This window comes from Novosphingobium sp. G106, from assembly GCF_019075875.1.
Classification (GTDB): domain Bacteria; phylum Pseudomonadota; class Alphaproteobacteria; order Sphingomonadales; family Sphingomonadaceae; genus Novosphingobium.
In genome coordinates, this window is record NZ_JAHOOZ010000001.1 from 934,059 (window position 1) to 947,822 (window position 13,764).

Consider the following 13,764-nt stretch of genomic DNA (forward strand, 5'->3'; position numbering starts at 1 on the left):
GCATTGAAGCTTGACTAGCCGGTGTCAGAGGCGTTTTGCGGACTCAATGCAGGAGACTAGCACTTTGTCGCCTGACAGTTTTTCTGAATTGTGCTTCCCCGGTGGGAGCCTAGGGGCGGAACGGCAGGAACAGACCGCCGCCATAGAGGATAATGATGGCAACGATTTTGGCCGAGAGTGACGAGCCGGCAAAGCCGCTCGCGAATGACGTCCCCGAAGCAGTTGTGGTGCGTTTCGCCGGCGACTCCGGCGATGGCATGCAGCTGACCGGCGGTCAGTTTACCCTCTCCACCGCCTTAGCCGGCAACGACCTCGCGACCTTCCCGGATTTCCCGGCGGAGATCCGCGCGCCGCTGGGCACGCTGTTCGGTGTTTCCGCCTTCCAGATCAATTTCGGCTCGACCGAGATCTCGACCGCGGGCGACCAGCCCGACGTGCTCGTTGCGATGAACCCAGCGGCGCTCAAGACCAACGTCACGGCACTCAAGCCCGGTGGCCTGATCATCGCCGACACCGGCGAGTTCACCAAGCGCAACCTCGAGAAGGCGAAGTACGACGTCAGCCCGATCGAGGACGGCAGCCTGGCCAAGTGGGACGTGCTCGCCTTCGACATCAGCGCGCTGACCGTGGAAGCCGTGAAGCCCTTCGGCCTCGGCAACAAGGACGCGCTGCGCTGCAAGAACATGTGGACGCTGGGCCTGGCCCTGTGGATGTTCGACCGTGACCGCCAGCCGATCATCGACGGGCTCAACGCCAAGTTCAAAGGCGACAAGAAGATCCTCGCCGATGCCAACATCGCCGCGCTCAACGCCGGCCATGCCTACGGCGAAACGGCCGAGCTCGCCGGTCCGCTCAAGAAGCTGCATCTCGAGCCGGCACCTTCGCCGCCGGGCCTCTATCGCACGGTCAATGGTGCCGAGGCGGTCAGCTATGGCCTCGTCGCCGGCGCGCAGCTCGCCAAGCTACCGATGTTCTTCGGCGGCTATCCGATCACGCCCGCCTCGGCGATCCTTCACAACCTCGTGAAGATGAAGGAATTCGGCGTCACCACCTTCCAGGCGGAAGACGAGATCGCGGCGATCTGCGCGGCGATCGGCGCCTCCTATGCCGGCCAGCTTGGTGTCACCTCGTCCTCGGGCCCGGGTATCGCGCTCAAGGGTGAGGCCATGGGCCTCGCCATCATGACCGAGCTGCCGCTGGTCATCGTCAACTCGCAGCGCGGCGGCCCGTCGACCGGCCTGCCGACCAAGACCGAGCAGTCGGACCTTTACCAGGCGGTCTACGGCCGCAACGGCGACGCGCCGATCCCGGTGATCGCCGCCCGCTCGCCGGCCGATGCCTTCGAAGTCGCGATCGAGGCCTGCCGCATCGCCGTGCAGTACATGACTCCGGTCATCCTGCTGACCGACGGCTACATCGCCAATGCCGCCGAACCGTGGAAGGTGCCCGACCCGGCAACCTTCGCCGAATTCCCGGTGACTTTCCTCGAAGAGAAGAACGGCGACAACGGCGAAGTCCTGCCTTTCAAGCGCGACGATCGCGGCGTGCGTCCCTGGATCAAGGCCGGCACCCCGGGCCTGATGCACCGCATCGGCGGCATCGAGAAGGCGATCGACACCGGCAATATCGACTATTCGCCGCTCGCCCACCAGACGCAGACCGATGCCCGCAAGGCCAAGATCGACGGCGTCGCGGCCTCGATCCCCGACCAGGAGGTCTGCCTCGGCAATACCTCGGGCCGGCTCGCGGTGGTCGGCTGGGGCTCGACCTTCGGGCCGATCCACCAGGCCGTACGCCGCATGCGCGCCAAGGGTCTCGACGTCAGCCACATCCACGTCCGCCACATCTGGCCGCTGCCGCAGAACCTGGGCAAGCTGCTCAAGGGCTTCGACAACGTGCTCGTCCCCGAGATGAACACCGGCCAGTTCAAGACGGTGCTGCGCGACCAGTTCCTGGTCGATGCGCGCCCGCTGACCAAGACGAGCGGCCAGCCGTTCACGATCGCCGAACTCCAGGAAGCGATTGGCGCCTATTTCGACGGCGTACCGGGCAACGAGGGCGGCGAAGTCGATGCCGACGACGTCCAGCTCCCCAGCATCAAAGCGGTGAATCCATGAACGACATGACCCCCATCCAGACGACTCTCAAGGATTGGGAGTCCGATCAGGAAGTCCGTTGGTGCCCGGGCTGCGGAGACTACGCGATCCTCAAGGCCGTGCAGCGAACCTTGCCCGAGATCGGCGCCGATCCGGCCAAGACCGTGTTCGTATCGGGCATTGGCTGCTCGAGCCGCTTCCCCTACTACGTCGAAAGCTACGGCTTCCACACGATCCACGGCCGCGCCCCGGCTTTCGCCACGGGCATCAAGCTCGCCAATCCCGAGCTCGACATCTGGCTGGTGACGGGCGACGGCGACGGCCTGTCGATCGGCGGCAACCACACGATGCACCTGCTGCGCCGTAACCTGAACTGCCAGATCCTGCTGTTCAACAACGAGATCTACGGCCTGACCAAGGGCCAGTACTCGCCGACCAGCCGCCTCGGCACGCCATCCCCGTCGTCGCCCGTCGGTTCGGTCGACCGCCCGGCACAGCCCGCGGCTTTCGCGCTCGGTTCGGGCGCGCGCTTCGTCGCGCGCGGCTTCGACGTGTCGAAGGAACTGTCGGGCGTGCTCAAGGCGGCCCACGCCCACAAGGGCGCGGCCTTCGTCGAGATCTTCCAGAACTGCATCGTCTACAACAAGGACCGCTTCGAGGACTTCGCCGCGCCCAAGGGTGCCGAAGGCAGCCAGCTCTGGCTGAAGAACGGCGAACCGATGCTGTTCGGCAACGAGAAGACCGGCGGCGTGAAGGGCATCGCGCTCAACATCGATCACCTCCATCTCGAAGTCGTCGACGTTGTCGACGGCGATTGGCAGAAGGCCGGCGTGATCGTCCACGACGTCACCAACCGCGCGATCGCCCACATGCTGGTCGAGATGCCGTTCGGCCCGTTCCCGATGGCGCTCGGCGTGCTCTACGACGACCCGCGGCCCACATTCGAGGAAGAGCTGCTCGGCCAGGACGCCAAGGTCAACGCAGGCAAGTCGAACGATCTCGCCAAGCTGCTCGCCAAGGGCCAGACCTGGAAGGTCAGCGAGGACGGGCCGGAGCTCTGAGCTAGGTGCGGCTCTGGTCGGCCACGGCCTTGGCGGGTGCATAGAGCACCGCCGAGGCCAGGAAGGCCCAGCCGGCACCGCCCAGCCATCCGGCTATGGCGTCGCTCGGGTAGTGTACGCCCAGCCAGACCCGACTCAGCGAAACCAGTAGCGTCAGGCTCAGCGCCACGCCAATCACGGTCCAGCGTACAGCTCGCCGCCGGCTGATCGCGGCGAAAGCCAATGCCATCGCGATATAGACGACTGCCCCATTGAAGCTGTGCCCGCTGGGAAAGCTGGAGCCTCCGGCATCCATCAGATGCGGCACGATCGTCGGTCGCGGGCGGTCGAACAGGCCTTTCAGCACGGCTTCGAAAATCCACCCGCTGATCACCGTCGCGGCAAGCAACACGGCCTCGCGACGCAGTTTCAGGAACAGCAGCGATACGATCGCACCCAGCGCGAAGAGGTTGCGCAGCAAGGTGCCGCCGAGCGCCGTATAGTCACGCACGGCTTCCTCCAGCCAGGCAGGCCCATGCGGCACGGCCAGTCCAACCCCCTCGCGCCACAGTTTCAGACCAGCGGTATCGAACGCCTCGCTGCGCCCGGTCACTACCAGGCCCGCTACCACGGCAAAGCCTGTCAGACACAGCAGCGCAGCGATCAGGGCGTGGCGAGGATCGATGCGCCAGCCGCGCGCTAGCAGGACCACGGTTTCGGCTGGGCGATGATCGGTGCTGTCGGTCATGGGCTCACAACGTCTGAGACCGACGAGCATTACACGAAGTCTTGATCGGGGGAAGGTGGGGATGGTCGGCTTGCCTTTGCCGGGCGCGCCTTGCACCAAGCGCATATGGATAACCTGACGCATAGCCTCGTCGGTGCGCTGCTCGGCCAGATGGGCCTCAAGCGCCGCAGCGGCCTGGCGATGCCGACGCTGATCATCGCCGCGAACGTTCCCGATATCGATGCCGGCTGCACTGTGCTCGGCATGGTCTCGCTGGCGATGCGGCGCGGGGTGACGCATGGGCCGCTCGCCATGTTGCTGCTGCCTCTGGCGTTGACCGGCGCGATGATCGCATTCGACCGATGGCAGACGCGGCGAGGCACGCGTCCTTCGGATCGCGCACCACTGCGCCCGGGCTGGCTGCTCGTGCTGGCCTATATCGCCTGCCTGAGCCATCCGTTGTTCGACTGGATGAACAGCTACGGCATCCGCCTGCTAGAGCCGTTCTCGCACCGCTGGTTCTACGGTGATGCGCTGTTCATCGTCGACCCCTGGCTGCTGGCCATGCTTAGTGCGGGCGTGTGGTGGTCAAGGCGGAGGGACAGGGCTGGGCGAGCGGATTGGCGAACACCGGCATGGACCGCCTTCATTGGCATCGCGGCCTACCTGCTGATGAACCTTGGCATCAGCGCACACCTCGCGCGGTATCCTGGATTTGACCAACGTCATCCGCCAGTTGTGATCGCTAATCCCGTCCCGCTCATGTTCTGGCGCCGGGAACTGTTGTGGCGAACGGAAGATGTTTACGGCAGCTTCGAAGTCTCGCTGTTCGGTGGAGAGGGAGTGCGCAGCGTTTATCGGCCGATCGGCATGAACGATCTGCGTATCGCTCAGCGCGTCAGCGGAAATCCAGGTGCAAAGGCCTTCCTGTTCTGGTCGCGCATGCCCGTGGCCGAATTGAAGGGCGATACGATCGTCCTTCGCGATCAGCGCTTCCTGGGCCTTACCGGCGGCCGTTTCGCCGTCGAGCTCAATCCATGACAAGCGATTGCACGGCAAGCCAATAATGATCATATTGATCACATGAACGCAGAAGCGTCGGTCAGGGGAACAGAGCTGGTTGGGGGCGGCCGGACGATCGGCATAGGCCCCCAGTGGCTGGCGCGCATCTGGTCCGGCGGCATTCACAGGATCATCGACCGTATCGACGCGGGATTGGCCCGAGGATCGATCGAAGCGACCTTGCCTGACGGCTCGACGCGCAAGCTCGGCGGTCGCGAGCCAGGCTTTCATGCTGTCGTCGATCTGCGATCGTGGCGTGCGTTATTGCGGCTCGCCACGGGTGGCTCGGTCGGCTGGTATCAGGCCTGGGAAGCGGGCGAGTGGGACAGTCCCGATCCGGTCGCGCTGTTTGCGCTGTTCACTGACAATGCGGTGACGCTTGGCAACGCTGCCCGAGCGCACGGGCCGTGGCGGTTGGCGGCGCGGCTGGTGCACAAGCTGCATCGAAACACACGCGCCGGCTCGTTGCGCAACATCCACGCGCACTACGATCTCGGCAACGATTTCTATGCCGCTTGGCTCGATCCGACGATGTCCTATTCGAGCGCGCGGTTCGAGGGCGCGGTCGACGATCTGGAGGCGGCTCAGCAGCGCAAGATCGCCAGCATCGCGGCGCGGCTCGAAGGTGCGCAGACGCTGTTGGAGATCGGCTGCGGGTGGGGTGCGCTGGCGCGGCATTTCGCGGGGAAAGGCGTCGCAGTCACCGGGATCAGCCTGTCCGACGAGCAGCTCGAATGGGCGCGCAGCCATGCGGCAGGTACGGACATCGAGTTCCGCAAGCAGGATTACCGCGACGTCGCCGGCCAGTACGACGCCATCGCCAGCGTCGAGATGGTCGAAGCGGTCGGCCGCGAATACTGGGCCGATTTCTTTGATGCGATCGCCCGTAACCTCAAGCCCGGAGGCCGCGCCGCGGTCCAGTACATCGCCATGCGCGAGGAGATATTCGACGGCTATGCGCGTAGCGCCGACTTCATCCAGACTTATGTCTTCCCCGGCGGCATGCTGATCCGCGAGAGCGAATTCCGCCGGCTTGCTGCCGACCGCGGGCTGCAGTGGCAGGATCGCGCGGGCTTCGCGCTCGACTATGCCGAGACGCTGCGCATCTGGCGCGCCAATTTCGACCGTGCGGTCGAGGAGGGGCGTCTGCCTGCCGGTTTCGACGGCCGGTTCGTGCGCCTCTGGCGCTTCTATTTGATGTACTGCGAAGGCGGCTTCCGCGGCGGGGCGATCGATGTCGCCCAGGTCACCCTGGTCAAGCCGGTCTAGCTCGAACTCACATGATCGAGCGGAAGATGCCGTTTCCCGAGCGCCATTGCGCGAGAATGTTGTCGTGGATGATCGGGTTGAGCAGCTGATGGAAGGCGCAGCCGACGAGGCTGTTGTTCCACCAGATCACTTCGGCTTCCATCGATTCCATGTTGGGTAAGGTCAGCCAGCACAGCGTGCCCGGGTTGAGGCGGTTGATTGCCATGGCCGAGAAGCCCGAGAGCGACAGGTCCTGCACGACGGTCTGGAAGCTGCGCCCGCCAGAGGGCCGCAGCGAAGCCGGAATCGAGATGCGTGTCCGCGGCGCCGAGCGATCCTCTTGCGCGGCCGTGCTGTAGCGATCCTGCGAAGTGAAACTGCTGGACATCCCGTGCTCCGTATTCCGATCGGCCTCCCGACAGCCGACGCGCCGGAGCATCGCGGAATTTGGTTACGGAAAGGTTCGGGGCGCTAGTTAACGGATTCGCGGTGTCCGCTGCTAAACGGTTGACCAAGAAGCGAAACCAGCCGGTCCGCGACCACTTCGGGCGTTTTCAGCGACGCGGGGTCCTCGCCCGGATAGGCACGGGCACGCATCGCCGTCCGCGTGGCACCGGGATTGACGATGGCGACGCGCAGCTTGGAGACGTTCATTGTCTCCTGCGCATAGCAATCGAGCAGCACTTCGAAAGCCGCTTTGCTCGCGCCGTAGGCACCCCAATAGGCGCGCGGTTTGGAGCCCACCGAGCTCGACAGGCCGATTACTCGCGGATCGGAGCTCCTCCGGAGCATCGGATCGAAATTAGCGATCAGCGACTGGGTCGCCAGCACGTTGACAGTCAGGGCCTTGTTGAAAGCATTCTGGCTGATGTCCTGCACCGAAGTCAGTTCGGGCAGCACGGCCGCGTTGATCACCAGCATGTCGAGCGCCCGCCAGCGTTGCGAGATCGCCGTGGCGAGACGGGCGATGCCGTCGGGCTCGGCGAGGTCGACCGGCGCGATCGTCGCGGCTCCGCCGGCGGCGAAGATCCGTTCCTCGACTTCCTCGAGCCCTTTGGTGGTGCGCGCGGTCAGGATGACATGAGCACCGGCTTTGGCGAGTGCTTCCGCTGTGGCGGCACCGATGCCGCGGCTCGCGCCGGTGACGAGCGCCAGCTGGCCGGAAAACGGACCTTCGATCATAGGCTTATTCGTCACGCGACGCGGTTGACGGGCAGCGTCAGCAGGTCGGGCGTTTCACGCTCGCCAAGGTCGGTCAGCCGCGTCGGATAGTCACCGGTGAAGCAGGCGTCGCAATATTGCGGCGCGCCGGCCTTGCGCCCGGCTTCGCCTACGGCGCGGTAGAGCCCGTCGATCGAGACGAAGGCCAGGCTGTCGGCGTGGATGAAATCGGCCATCGCCTGGATGTCCATCCGTGCAGCGAGCAGCTTCGAGCGCTCGGGCGTGTCGACGCCGTAGAAGCAGCTGTGCTCGGTCGGCGGGCTGGCGACGCGCATGTGCACTTCGGCCGCGCCGGCATCGCGCATCATCTGGACGATCTTCATCGAAGTGGTGCCGCGCACGATCGAATCGTCGATCAGGACGATGCGCTTGCCTTCGACCAGCGCGCGGTTGGCGTTGTGCTTGCGCTTGACGTCGGCGTGACGCGCGCCGTCCGAAGGCTGGATGAAAGTGCGTCCGACATAGTGCGAGCGGATGATGCCGAGCTCGAAGGGAATGCCCGATTGCTGGGCATAGCCGATTGCCGCGGGCACGCCGCTGTCGGGCACGGGGATGACGATATCCGCGTCGGCCAGCGATTCCTTGGCCAGTTCGACGCCGATCTGCTTGCGCACGTTGTAGACTGACTGGCCATCGAGCACCGAATCGGGCCGGCTGAAATAAACGTGCTCGAAGATGCAGGGCCGCGCCGAGAAATTGCCGAACGGCCGGTGGCTGGAGATGATGCCCTTGTGATCGACCTGGACCAGCTCGCCGGGCTCGATCTGGCGGACGAAATCGGCGCCGACGACGTCGAGGGCCACGGTCTCGCTGGCGAAGACGATCGCATCGCCGATGCGGCCCATGACCAGCGGGCGGATGCCCAGCGGATCGCGGCAGGCGATCATGCCTTCCTTTGTCATGCAGATCAGCGAATAGGCGCCTTCGACCATGCGCAGGGCGTCGACGAAGCGGTCAAGCAGCGTCGGATAGCGGCTGGTCGCGACGAGGTGGATGATCACCTCGGTATCCGAGGTCGACTGGAAGATAGCGCCCTTCTGGACGAGGTCGCGCTTCAGCGTCATCGCGTTCGAGATGTTGCCGTTGTGCGCGATCGAGAAACCGCCCGATGCGAGGTCGGCGAACAGCGGCTGGACGTTGCGCAGGCCGGAGCCGCCGGTGGTCGAATAGCGGACGTGGCCCGAAGCCATCGCGCCCGGCAACTCGCCCAGCGCTTCCGCCGAGGAGAACACCTGCGCGACATGGCCAATGCCGCGGCGCGAGTAGAACTCGTTACCGTCGAAGCTGGTCATGCCGACGGCTTCCTGGCCGCGGTGCTGCAAGGCATGCAGGCCGAGTGCGGTCATGGGGGCGGCATCCTTGGCGCCGATGACGCCAAAAATGCCACATTCCTCGCGCAGCTTGTCGCCATCGGCGTCGAGGAAGGGATGTGTCAGGTTCATAGAATAGAATCGTCCGGCAAGCGGGCCCGTAGCTCGCGCATTTGGGCCTTGTTCCCCGCGAAAGCAAGGGGAGGTGAGGGCCGGGTCGGACCATCGTCCCCGACGAAGGTCGCCGCGCGCCGCTAGAGGTCGGTGCGCGGGGCCGTTGACCTCACGATTTTTGCCCTGTCGGAGCCGAGTGAGGTTTGATGCCTATGACGGGAGGTTGATGTGAGCAGCAGCGGTGTAGGCCACGTGCGCCTGCTGGGGCGACGAAACGATCGTTGGTCGGTCGTTGTTGGCAGCGGCGCGCGCTTTCAGCACCGAGTGGGTGACCTGGGCTTGCGCAGGCTGGGGCGAGACGAACTTGCGCGGTTCCGCCACGGCCATGGGCTTCGACTGAGCTGGCTGTACGTCCGCCAGCGGCTTCTGCGGGCTCAGCTCGCGCTTGCGCGGGGGCTCCTGCGAGGTGACGAAGCGCGTGGTGGTCGTGCTCGAAATCTTCATGGCGGTTTCCGATGTCCTTCTGCTGCGACCGTACTAGGGCCGGCGCTCTAACGGCGTCGGAACGGGTGTGGTTCAGCACGTGCGAAGTTTCGCGGTTACCACCGGGGTAAGCTATGCCTGCGGCTTCTACGTGCCGTGCTTGCCAGCCTCATCGCCAGCCCTTAGACCGCCGCCAACATGAGCTTATCCGACAGGCACTCAGCTTGATCCTCTCCCCTTTCGAATGGATGATCGCCAAGCGCTATATGCTGCCCGGGCGCGGCGAGGCATTCATTGCGCTCGTCGCCGGCATCAGCCTGGTCGCGGTGGCCCTGGGCGTCGCCGCGCTGGTCATCGTCATGAGCGTGATGAACGGTTTCCGCGCCGAACTGTTCGACAAGATCGTCGGGCTCAACGGCCATGCGATCATCCAGGCTTATGGCGGGCGGCTCGACAACTGGCAGAGCGTTCTCGCCGATGTGCGCAGGACACCCGGGGTTACGCGCGCCTCGCCGCTGATCGAGCAGCCGCTGCTGGTAACCTTCAACGGCCGTGTCGAGGCGATCCTGGTGCGCGGCAACACGCCTGAGGATATCCGCCGCATCCAGCCCCAGGTGACCTCCGGCCGCTTGATCGACCTGCGCCCCGGCACGAGCAACGTGGCGATCGGTGCGCGGCTCGCCGAGAACCTCGGCGCACAGGTGGGTGACACGATCACCATCATCAATCCGGCCGGCCGCTCGACCCCCTTTGGTACGGTGCCGCGCCAGGTCGCCTATCAGGTCGCGGCGATCTTCGAGATCGGCGTCTATGACTACGACAAGGCCTTCGTCGTCATGCCGATGCAGGACGCACAGACCCTGCTGTTGACCGGCGATTCGATCGGCATGATCGAGATCACGACCAACGATCCTGACAACGTCTCGACGCTGCTGAAACCCCTGGCCGATCGGCTGCAGGGCCAGGCGGTGGTGACGGACTGGAAGACGATCAACGCCTCGCTGTTCGAGGCGCTGGCGGTCGAACGCGTCGCCATGTTCGTCGTGCTGTCGATCATCGTGCTGGTGGCGGTGTTCAACATCCTCTCCTCGCTGATCATGCTGGTACGCGCCAAGACGCGCGACATCGCGATCCTGCGGACGATGGGCGCGACGCGGCGCTCGTTGCTCAAGATATTCGTCACCACGGGCTTCATCATCGGCGCGCTCGGCACGGTGACGGGGCTGCTTCTGGGCTTCATCTTCCTCTATTTCCGCCAGCCGATCGTGAACCTCGTCCAGCTCGCGACGGGGCAGAACCTCTGGGATCCCTCGATCCGCTTCCTCACCGAACTGCCGAGCCGCAGCGATCCGGTCGAGATCGCGGTGATCAGCGTGATGGCCTTGGTCTTCAGCTTCGCGGCGACGCTCTATCCGGCGCTGCGGGCTGCGAGCACCGATCCGGTCCAGGTGCTGCGCTATGAGTGAGCCTGTCGTAAGGATCACACAGCTCAAGCGTAGCTTCGAGCAGGGTGGGGTGCGCATCGACGTGCTGCGCGGCATCGACCTTGCCGTCCAGCCGGGGGAGATCGTCGCGCTGCTAGGCCCGTCGGGCTCGGGCAAGTCGACCATGCTCCAGGCGATCGGGCTGCTCGAGGGTGGGTTCGAGGGACGGATCGAGATCGCCGGCACCGATGCCAGCGCGCTGAACGGCGATGACCGCACGACGCTGCGGCGCGATCATCTCGGCTTCGTCTATCAGTTCCACCACTTGCTGCCCGACTTCACCGCGATCGAGAACGTGATCCTGCCCCAGCTGGTCGCCGACAAGACGCACGGCGAAGCGCAGGCCCGGGCTTCCGAACTGCTCGTCGCGCTCGGCCTCGGCCAGCGGCTCGATCATCGCCCGAGCCAGCTGTCGGGGGGCGAGCAGCAGCGCGTCGCAGTGGCGCGGGCGCTCGCCAACAAGCCGCAGCTCGTTCTCGCCGACGAGCCCACCGGCAATCTTGACGAGGCGACCGCGGACCGCGTCTTCGGTGAATTCCTCAAGCTGGTGCGCGGAGAGGGCAGCGCGGCCCTGGTCGCCACGCACAACGAGCGGCTCGCGCTGGCCATGGACCGCGTGGTGCGGCTGCACGACGGCAAGCTCGAATAGCGCGACTCGCCGCGGGCGTTGAAACGTGCGAAAAAGCGCCCACATCGAAGGGACAGGGCGCTTTTGAGAGGAGCCGTCTATGAGCAATCCCAGCACAATTAAGGCCGAGCCGAATTCGAACTCCGGGCCACGCTGGGATGATCCGGCCTCGCTGCACCGGAGCAACGATGGCGGCGGCCTGCTTTCCGAGCTCAAGACGCTGCGCCACGGGACGCTTGCCGAACTGGTCCACTATGTCGCCAACCTGCCCGAAGACGAGCAGCCCGGTTACGCGATCGAGAAGGCGGGGGACCATCGCCTCAGCATTGGCGAAATCCTCGCGCTCTCGCGCCGATCGGATTTCCCGCACTGATGGCTGACCCGCGGACGATCACAGATTTCGATGCAGCCTTGCCCAGTGGCAAGCGGCTGAGCTTGGCCGACAAGGCGGGGAAGGTGGTGCTGATCGTCAATACGGCGAGCAAGTGCGGCTTCACCCCGCAATATGCCGGGCTCGAAGCGCTCTGGCGCAAGTACCGCGATCACGGGCTCGACGTGATCGGCTTTCCCTGCAACCAGTTCGGTCATCAGGAGCCAGGCAGTGCCGAGGAAATCGAGACCTTCTGCAGCCTCAACTACGCCATAAGCTTCCCGTTGATGGGCAAGATCGATGTCAACGGCCCTGCTGCGGATCCACTTTACGACTGGCTCAAGGGCGAAGCACGGGGTGTCTTCGGCACGCGAGGGATCAAGTGGAACTTTACCAAGTTCCTCGTCGGCCGCGACGGGAAGGTCGTCCGCCGCTATCCGCCCACGGTGAAGCCCGAGCAACTGGAGCGGGATATCGAAGCGCTGCTGTAGTGACCTGCGTGAAAGCCGTGCTACCGTCGACTCCATAACAAAAGGGGGAGTCGCGGGAGATGACGCAAGGCATCAAGACGGTCTGGCAGCGCTCGGTGATCCTGTGGATCGGCGCCGCTTTGGTCGCGATTTTCAATTCGGCGGCCGCCTATCTGCATAGTCAGCCGCTTACCTATGCGGCGCTGGCGCTGACGGCCATGTTTGCGCTGGTCGGCGTCGGATTCGGCATCTGGGCAGGGCGCACGCTGGCGAAAGACGCCGGCACGCCCCGATAGCCGGGATCCGACCTAACCGACGAGATCGACCAGATCGTCGTGATCAATTGAACCCACGGCCTGCTTGAGTTCGTCGATGCTGCCAGCCGAGCCTTCGGCTTCGATCATGAAACGGTTGTTCACCGTCGTCCCGAACTTGCCCGAATTCGTGGTCTTGTTCCAGGCTTCGGTCTGGATTTGGCCATTCACGGTCGTCGTGCGCTCATAGCTGTTGGCGTCTTCCTTGCTCTGCTCGACGCCCATCGCCGCGCCGAGCCCTGACAGAGCGCCGAGCGCCGACATGTCGGCAATCCGCAGCGTGAAGCTCTTGTCGCCAGAGGTGTAGGTGCCCTGCGCCGTGCTCCCCATAGCGCCGGCGCCGACGCCTTCGGTCGCGGTGCGCTGATAGGAGCCGATTGTTTCCGGGAGGAGCGCCTTCATCCGATCGGGCGCGACGGGCGGCGACTTGCCGTTGGCCGCTGCTTCCATCTGCTTGGTTGCCTGCTGGAGCTTGCCGAGATCGACCGAGCCACCGCCGGGAACGGTGAGCTTGCCCGAAACCTGATCGTTGCTGGCCGTCAGGGGGTTGCCGATGAATGCCGCAGTCGTCCTGCCGACGACCACGCCCACGATTGCGTAGACCACGATCGCGCTGATGATCGTGACCGCAAGATAGCCGCCGGCTTTGCTCTCAGGCACTTTCATCAACGGCGTCACGCCCGTGTACAGCACGTAAAAGCTGTAAATGCCGAGCAACCCGAAGAAGGCCAGGGAAGGGATCAGCCCGAAAATACCCGCGAGCCAAGCTGCGGTATAGCTGTAGGCAACCAGCTTGAAGGCTGCGAGCTTGTTGCCCTGTCCGTCGAACTTGGGCGCAAGGGCATCGACGATCAGCGACAGGATGAACACGCCGAGAATCGAGAGCCCATAAGCAAGTGCCGCGGAAATCAGCGCGCCGATGAGTGGTGGCCGATAGGAAAACCCGAAGGCCCCGTAACCGAATACCTGTCCACCGATCAGCGAGGCCACCGGCCCGATCGCGGCGAGCGGCAGGACATAGCTTTTCAGGATATCGCCCTGCGGCGTCGTTTCGAGCGCGATCTTGGCCCATTCATCCTTGGGAGTCAGAATCATGGCCTTGGCGCGGTCGACCAGCGACGGCGGGCGGTCGATACCGGACAGGTCGGCACCGGATAGATCGACCATGGCGCAGCCTCCTCTTGGTCCGCAGGGTGC

15 protein-coding genes are annotated in these 13,764 nt (G+C 64.7%); 9 read left to right on the plus strand and 6 right to left on the minus strand.

What is annotated here, in order from left to right:
- Positions 1 to 155: 155 nt before the first annotated feature.
- Positions 156 to 2,117 (plus strand): 2-oxoacid:acceptor oxidoreductase subunit alpha, encoded by a 1,962-nt coding sequence (locus tag KRR38_RS04375; RefSeq protein WP_254514641.1) that lies wholly within the window; start codon positions 156 to 158, stop codon positions 2,115 to 2,117.
- The gene (locus tag KRR38_RS04380; protein WP_217398975.1) at positions 2,114 to 3,157 is read left to right on the plus strand and encodes a 2-oxoacid:ferredoxin oxidoreductase subunit beta; all 1,044 of its coding nucleotides are present in this window, start codon (positions 2,114 to 2,116) and stop codon (positions 3,155 to 3,157) included. Before KRR38_RS04375 ends, KRR38_RS04380 begins: the two co-directional genes overlap by 4 nt.
- Before the next feature lies 1 nt (position 3,158).
- Here the strand turns inward: KRR38_RS04380 and KRR38_RS04385 are convergent, their stop codons facing one another.
- Entirely contained in the window at positions 3,159 to 3,884 is a 726-nt protein-coding gene (locus tag KRR38_RS04385; RefSeq protein ID WP_217398977.1) for a phosphatase PAP2 family protein, read from the minus strand.
- 105 nt (positions 3,885 to 3,989) lie between these two features.
- Between KRR38_RS04385 and KRR38_RS04390 the strand changes: the two genes are divergently transcribed.
- On the plus strand, positions 3,990 to 4,904 hold the full coding sequence (locus KRR38_RS04390; protein WP_217398980.1) for a metal-dependent hydrolase: 915 nt from the start codon (positions 3,990 to 3,992) through the stop codon (positions 4,902 to 4,904).
- A 42-nt stretch (positions 4,905 to 4,946) separates the two neighbouring features.
- Positions 4,947 to 6,194 (plus strand): cyclopropane-fatty-acyl-phospholipid synthase family protein, encoded by a 1,248-nt coding sequence (locus KRR38_RS04395; protein WP_217398982.1) that lies wholly within the window; start codon positions 4,947 to 4,949, stop codon positions 6,192 to 6,194.
- Positions 6,195 to 6,201: 7 nt separating this feature from the next.
- On the opposite strand, the gene KRR38_RS04400 is transcribed toward KRR38_RS04395, so the two are convergent.
- From KRR38_RS04400 to KRR38_RS04415, 4 genes are all read right to left on the minus strand, one after another.
- Positions 6,202 to 6,561, minus strand: coding sequence for a PilZ domain-containing protein (locus tag KRR38_RS04400; RefSeq protein ID WP_217398984.1), 360 nt, complete (start codon positions 6,559 to 6,561; stop codon positions 6,202 to 6,204).
- An 83-nt stretch (positions 6,562 to 6,644) separates the two neighbouring features.
- Positions 6,645 to 7,355 carry an SDR family NAD(P)-dependent oxidoreductase gene (locus KRR38_RS04405; protein WP_217398986.1) on the minus strand — a complete coding sequence of 237 codons (711 nt, stop codon included), beginning with the start codon at positions 7,353 to 7,355 and terminating at the stop codon, positions 6,645 to 6,647.
- A gap of 11 nt (positions 7,356 to 7,366) precedes the next feature.
- On the minus strand, positions 7,367 to 8,836 hold the full coding sequence (gene purF, locus KRR38_RS04410) for an amidophosphoribosyltransferase (RefSeq protein WP_217398988.1): 1,470 nt from the start codon (positions 8,834 to 8,836) through the stop codon (positions 7,367 to 7,369).
- 192 nt (positions 8,837 to 9,028) lie between these two features.
- Positions 9,029 to 9,322 (minus strand): hypothetical protein, encoded by a 294-nt coding sequence (locus KRR38_RS04415; RefSeq protein WP_217398990.1) that lies wholly within the window; start codon positions 9,320 to 9,322, stop codon positions 9,029 to 9,031.
- Positions 9,323 to 9,525: 203 nt separating this feature from the next.
- Here KRR38_RS04415 and KRR38_RS04420 point away from each other — a divergent pair, with 203 nt between their 5' ends.
- The 5 genes from KRR38_RS04420 to KRR38_RS04440 all read left to right on the plus strand — a co-directional run bounded on the left by KRR38_RS04420 (position 9,526) and on the right by KRR38_RS04440 (position 12,549).
- Complete coding sequence (locus tag KRR38_RS04420; RefSeq protein WP_217398992.1) at positions 9,526 to 10,767, plus strand: lipoprotein-releasing ABC transporter permease subunit; 1,242 nt, start codon at positions 9,526 to 9,528, stop codon at positions 10,765 to 10,767.
- The gene (locus KRR38_RS04425; protein ID WP_217398994.1) at positions 10,760 to 11,434 is read left to right on the plus strand and encodes an ABC transporter ATP-binding protein; all 675 of its coding nucleotides are present in this window, start codon (positions 10,760 to 10,762) and stop codon (positions 11,432 to 11,434) included. Before KRR38_RS04420 ends, KRR38_RS04425 begins: the two co-directional genes overlap by 8 nt.
- Positions 11,435 to 11,513: 79 nt before the next feature.
- Complete coding sequence (locus KRR38_RS04430) at positions 11,514 to 11,786, plus strand: hypothetical protein (protein WP_217398996.1); 273 nt, start codon at positions 11,514 to 11,516, stop codon at positions 11,784 to 11,786.
- Complete coding sequence (locus KRR38_RS04435) at positions 11,786 to 12,274, plus strand: glutathione peroxidase (RefSeq protein ID WP_217398998.1); 489 nt, start codon at positions 11,786 to 11,788, stop codon at positions 12,272 to 12,274. Before KRR38_RS04430 ends, KRR38_RS04435 begins: the two co-directional genes overlap by 1 nt.
- Positions 12,275 to 12,333: 59 nt before the next feature.
- Positions 12,334 to 12,549 (plus strand): hypothetical protein, encoded by a 216-nt coding sequence (locus KRR38_RS04440; RefSeq protein WP_217399000.1) that lies wholly within the window; start codon positions 12,334 to 12,336, stop codon positions 12,547 to 12,549.
- 12 nt (positions 12,550 to 12,561) lie between these two features.
- On the opposite strand, the gene KRR38_RS04445 is transcribed toward KRR38_RS04440, so the two are convergent.
- A complete protein-coding gene (locus tag KRR38_RS04445; protein WP_217399002.1) occupies positions 12,562 to 13,734 on the minus strand; it encodes a Yip1 family protein in 1,173 nt (390 codons plus the stop codon).
- Positions 13,735 to 13,764 lie beyond the last annotated feature (30 nt).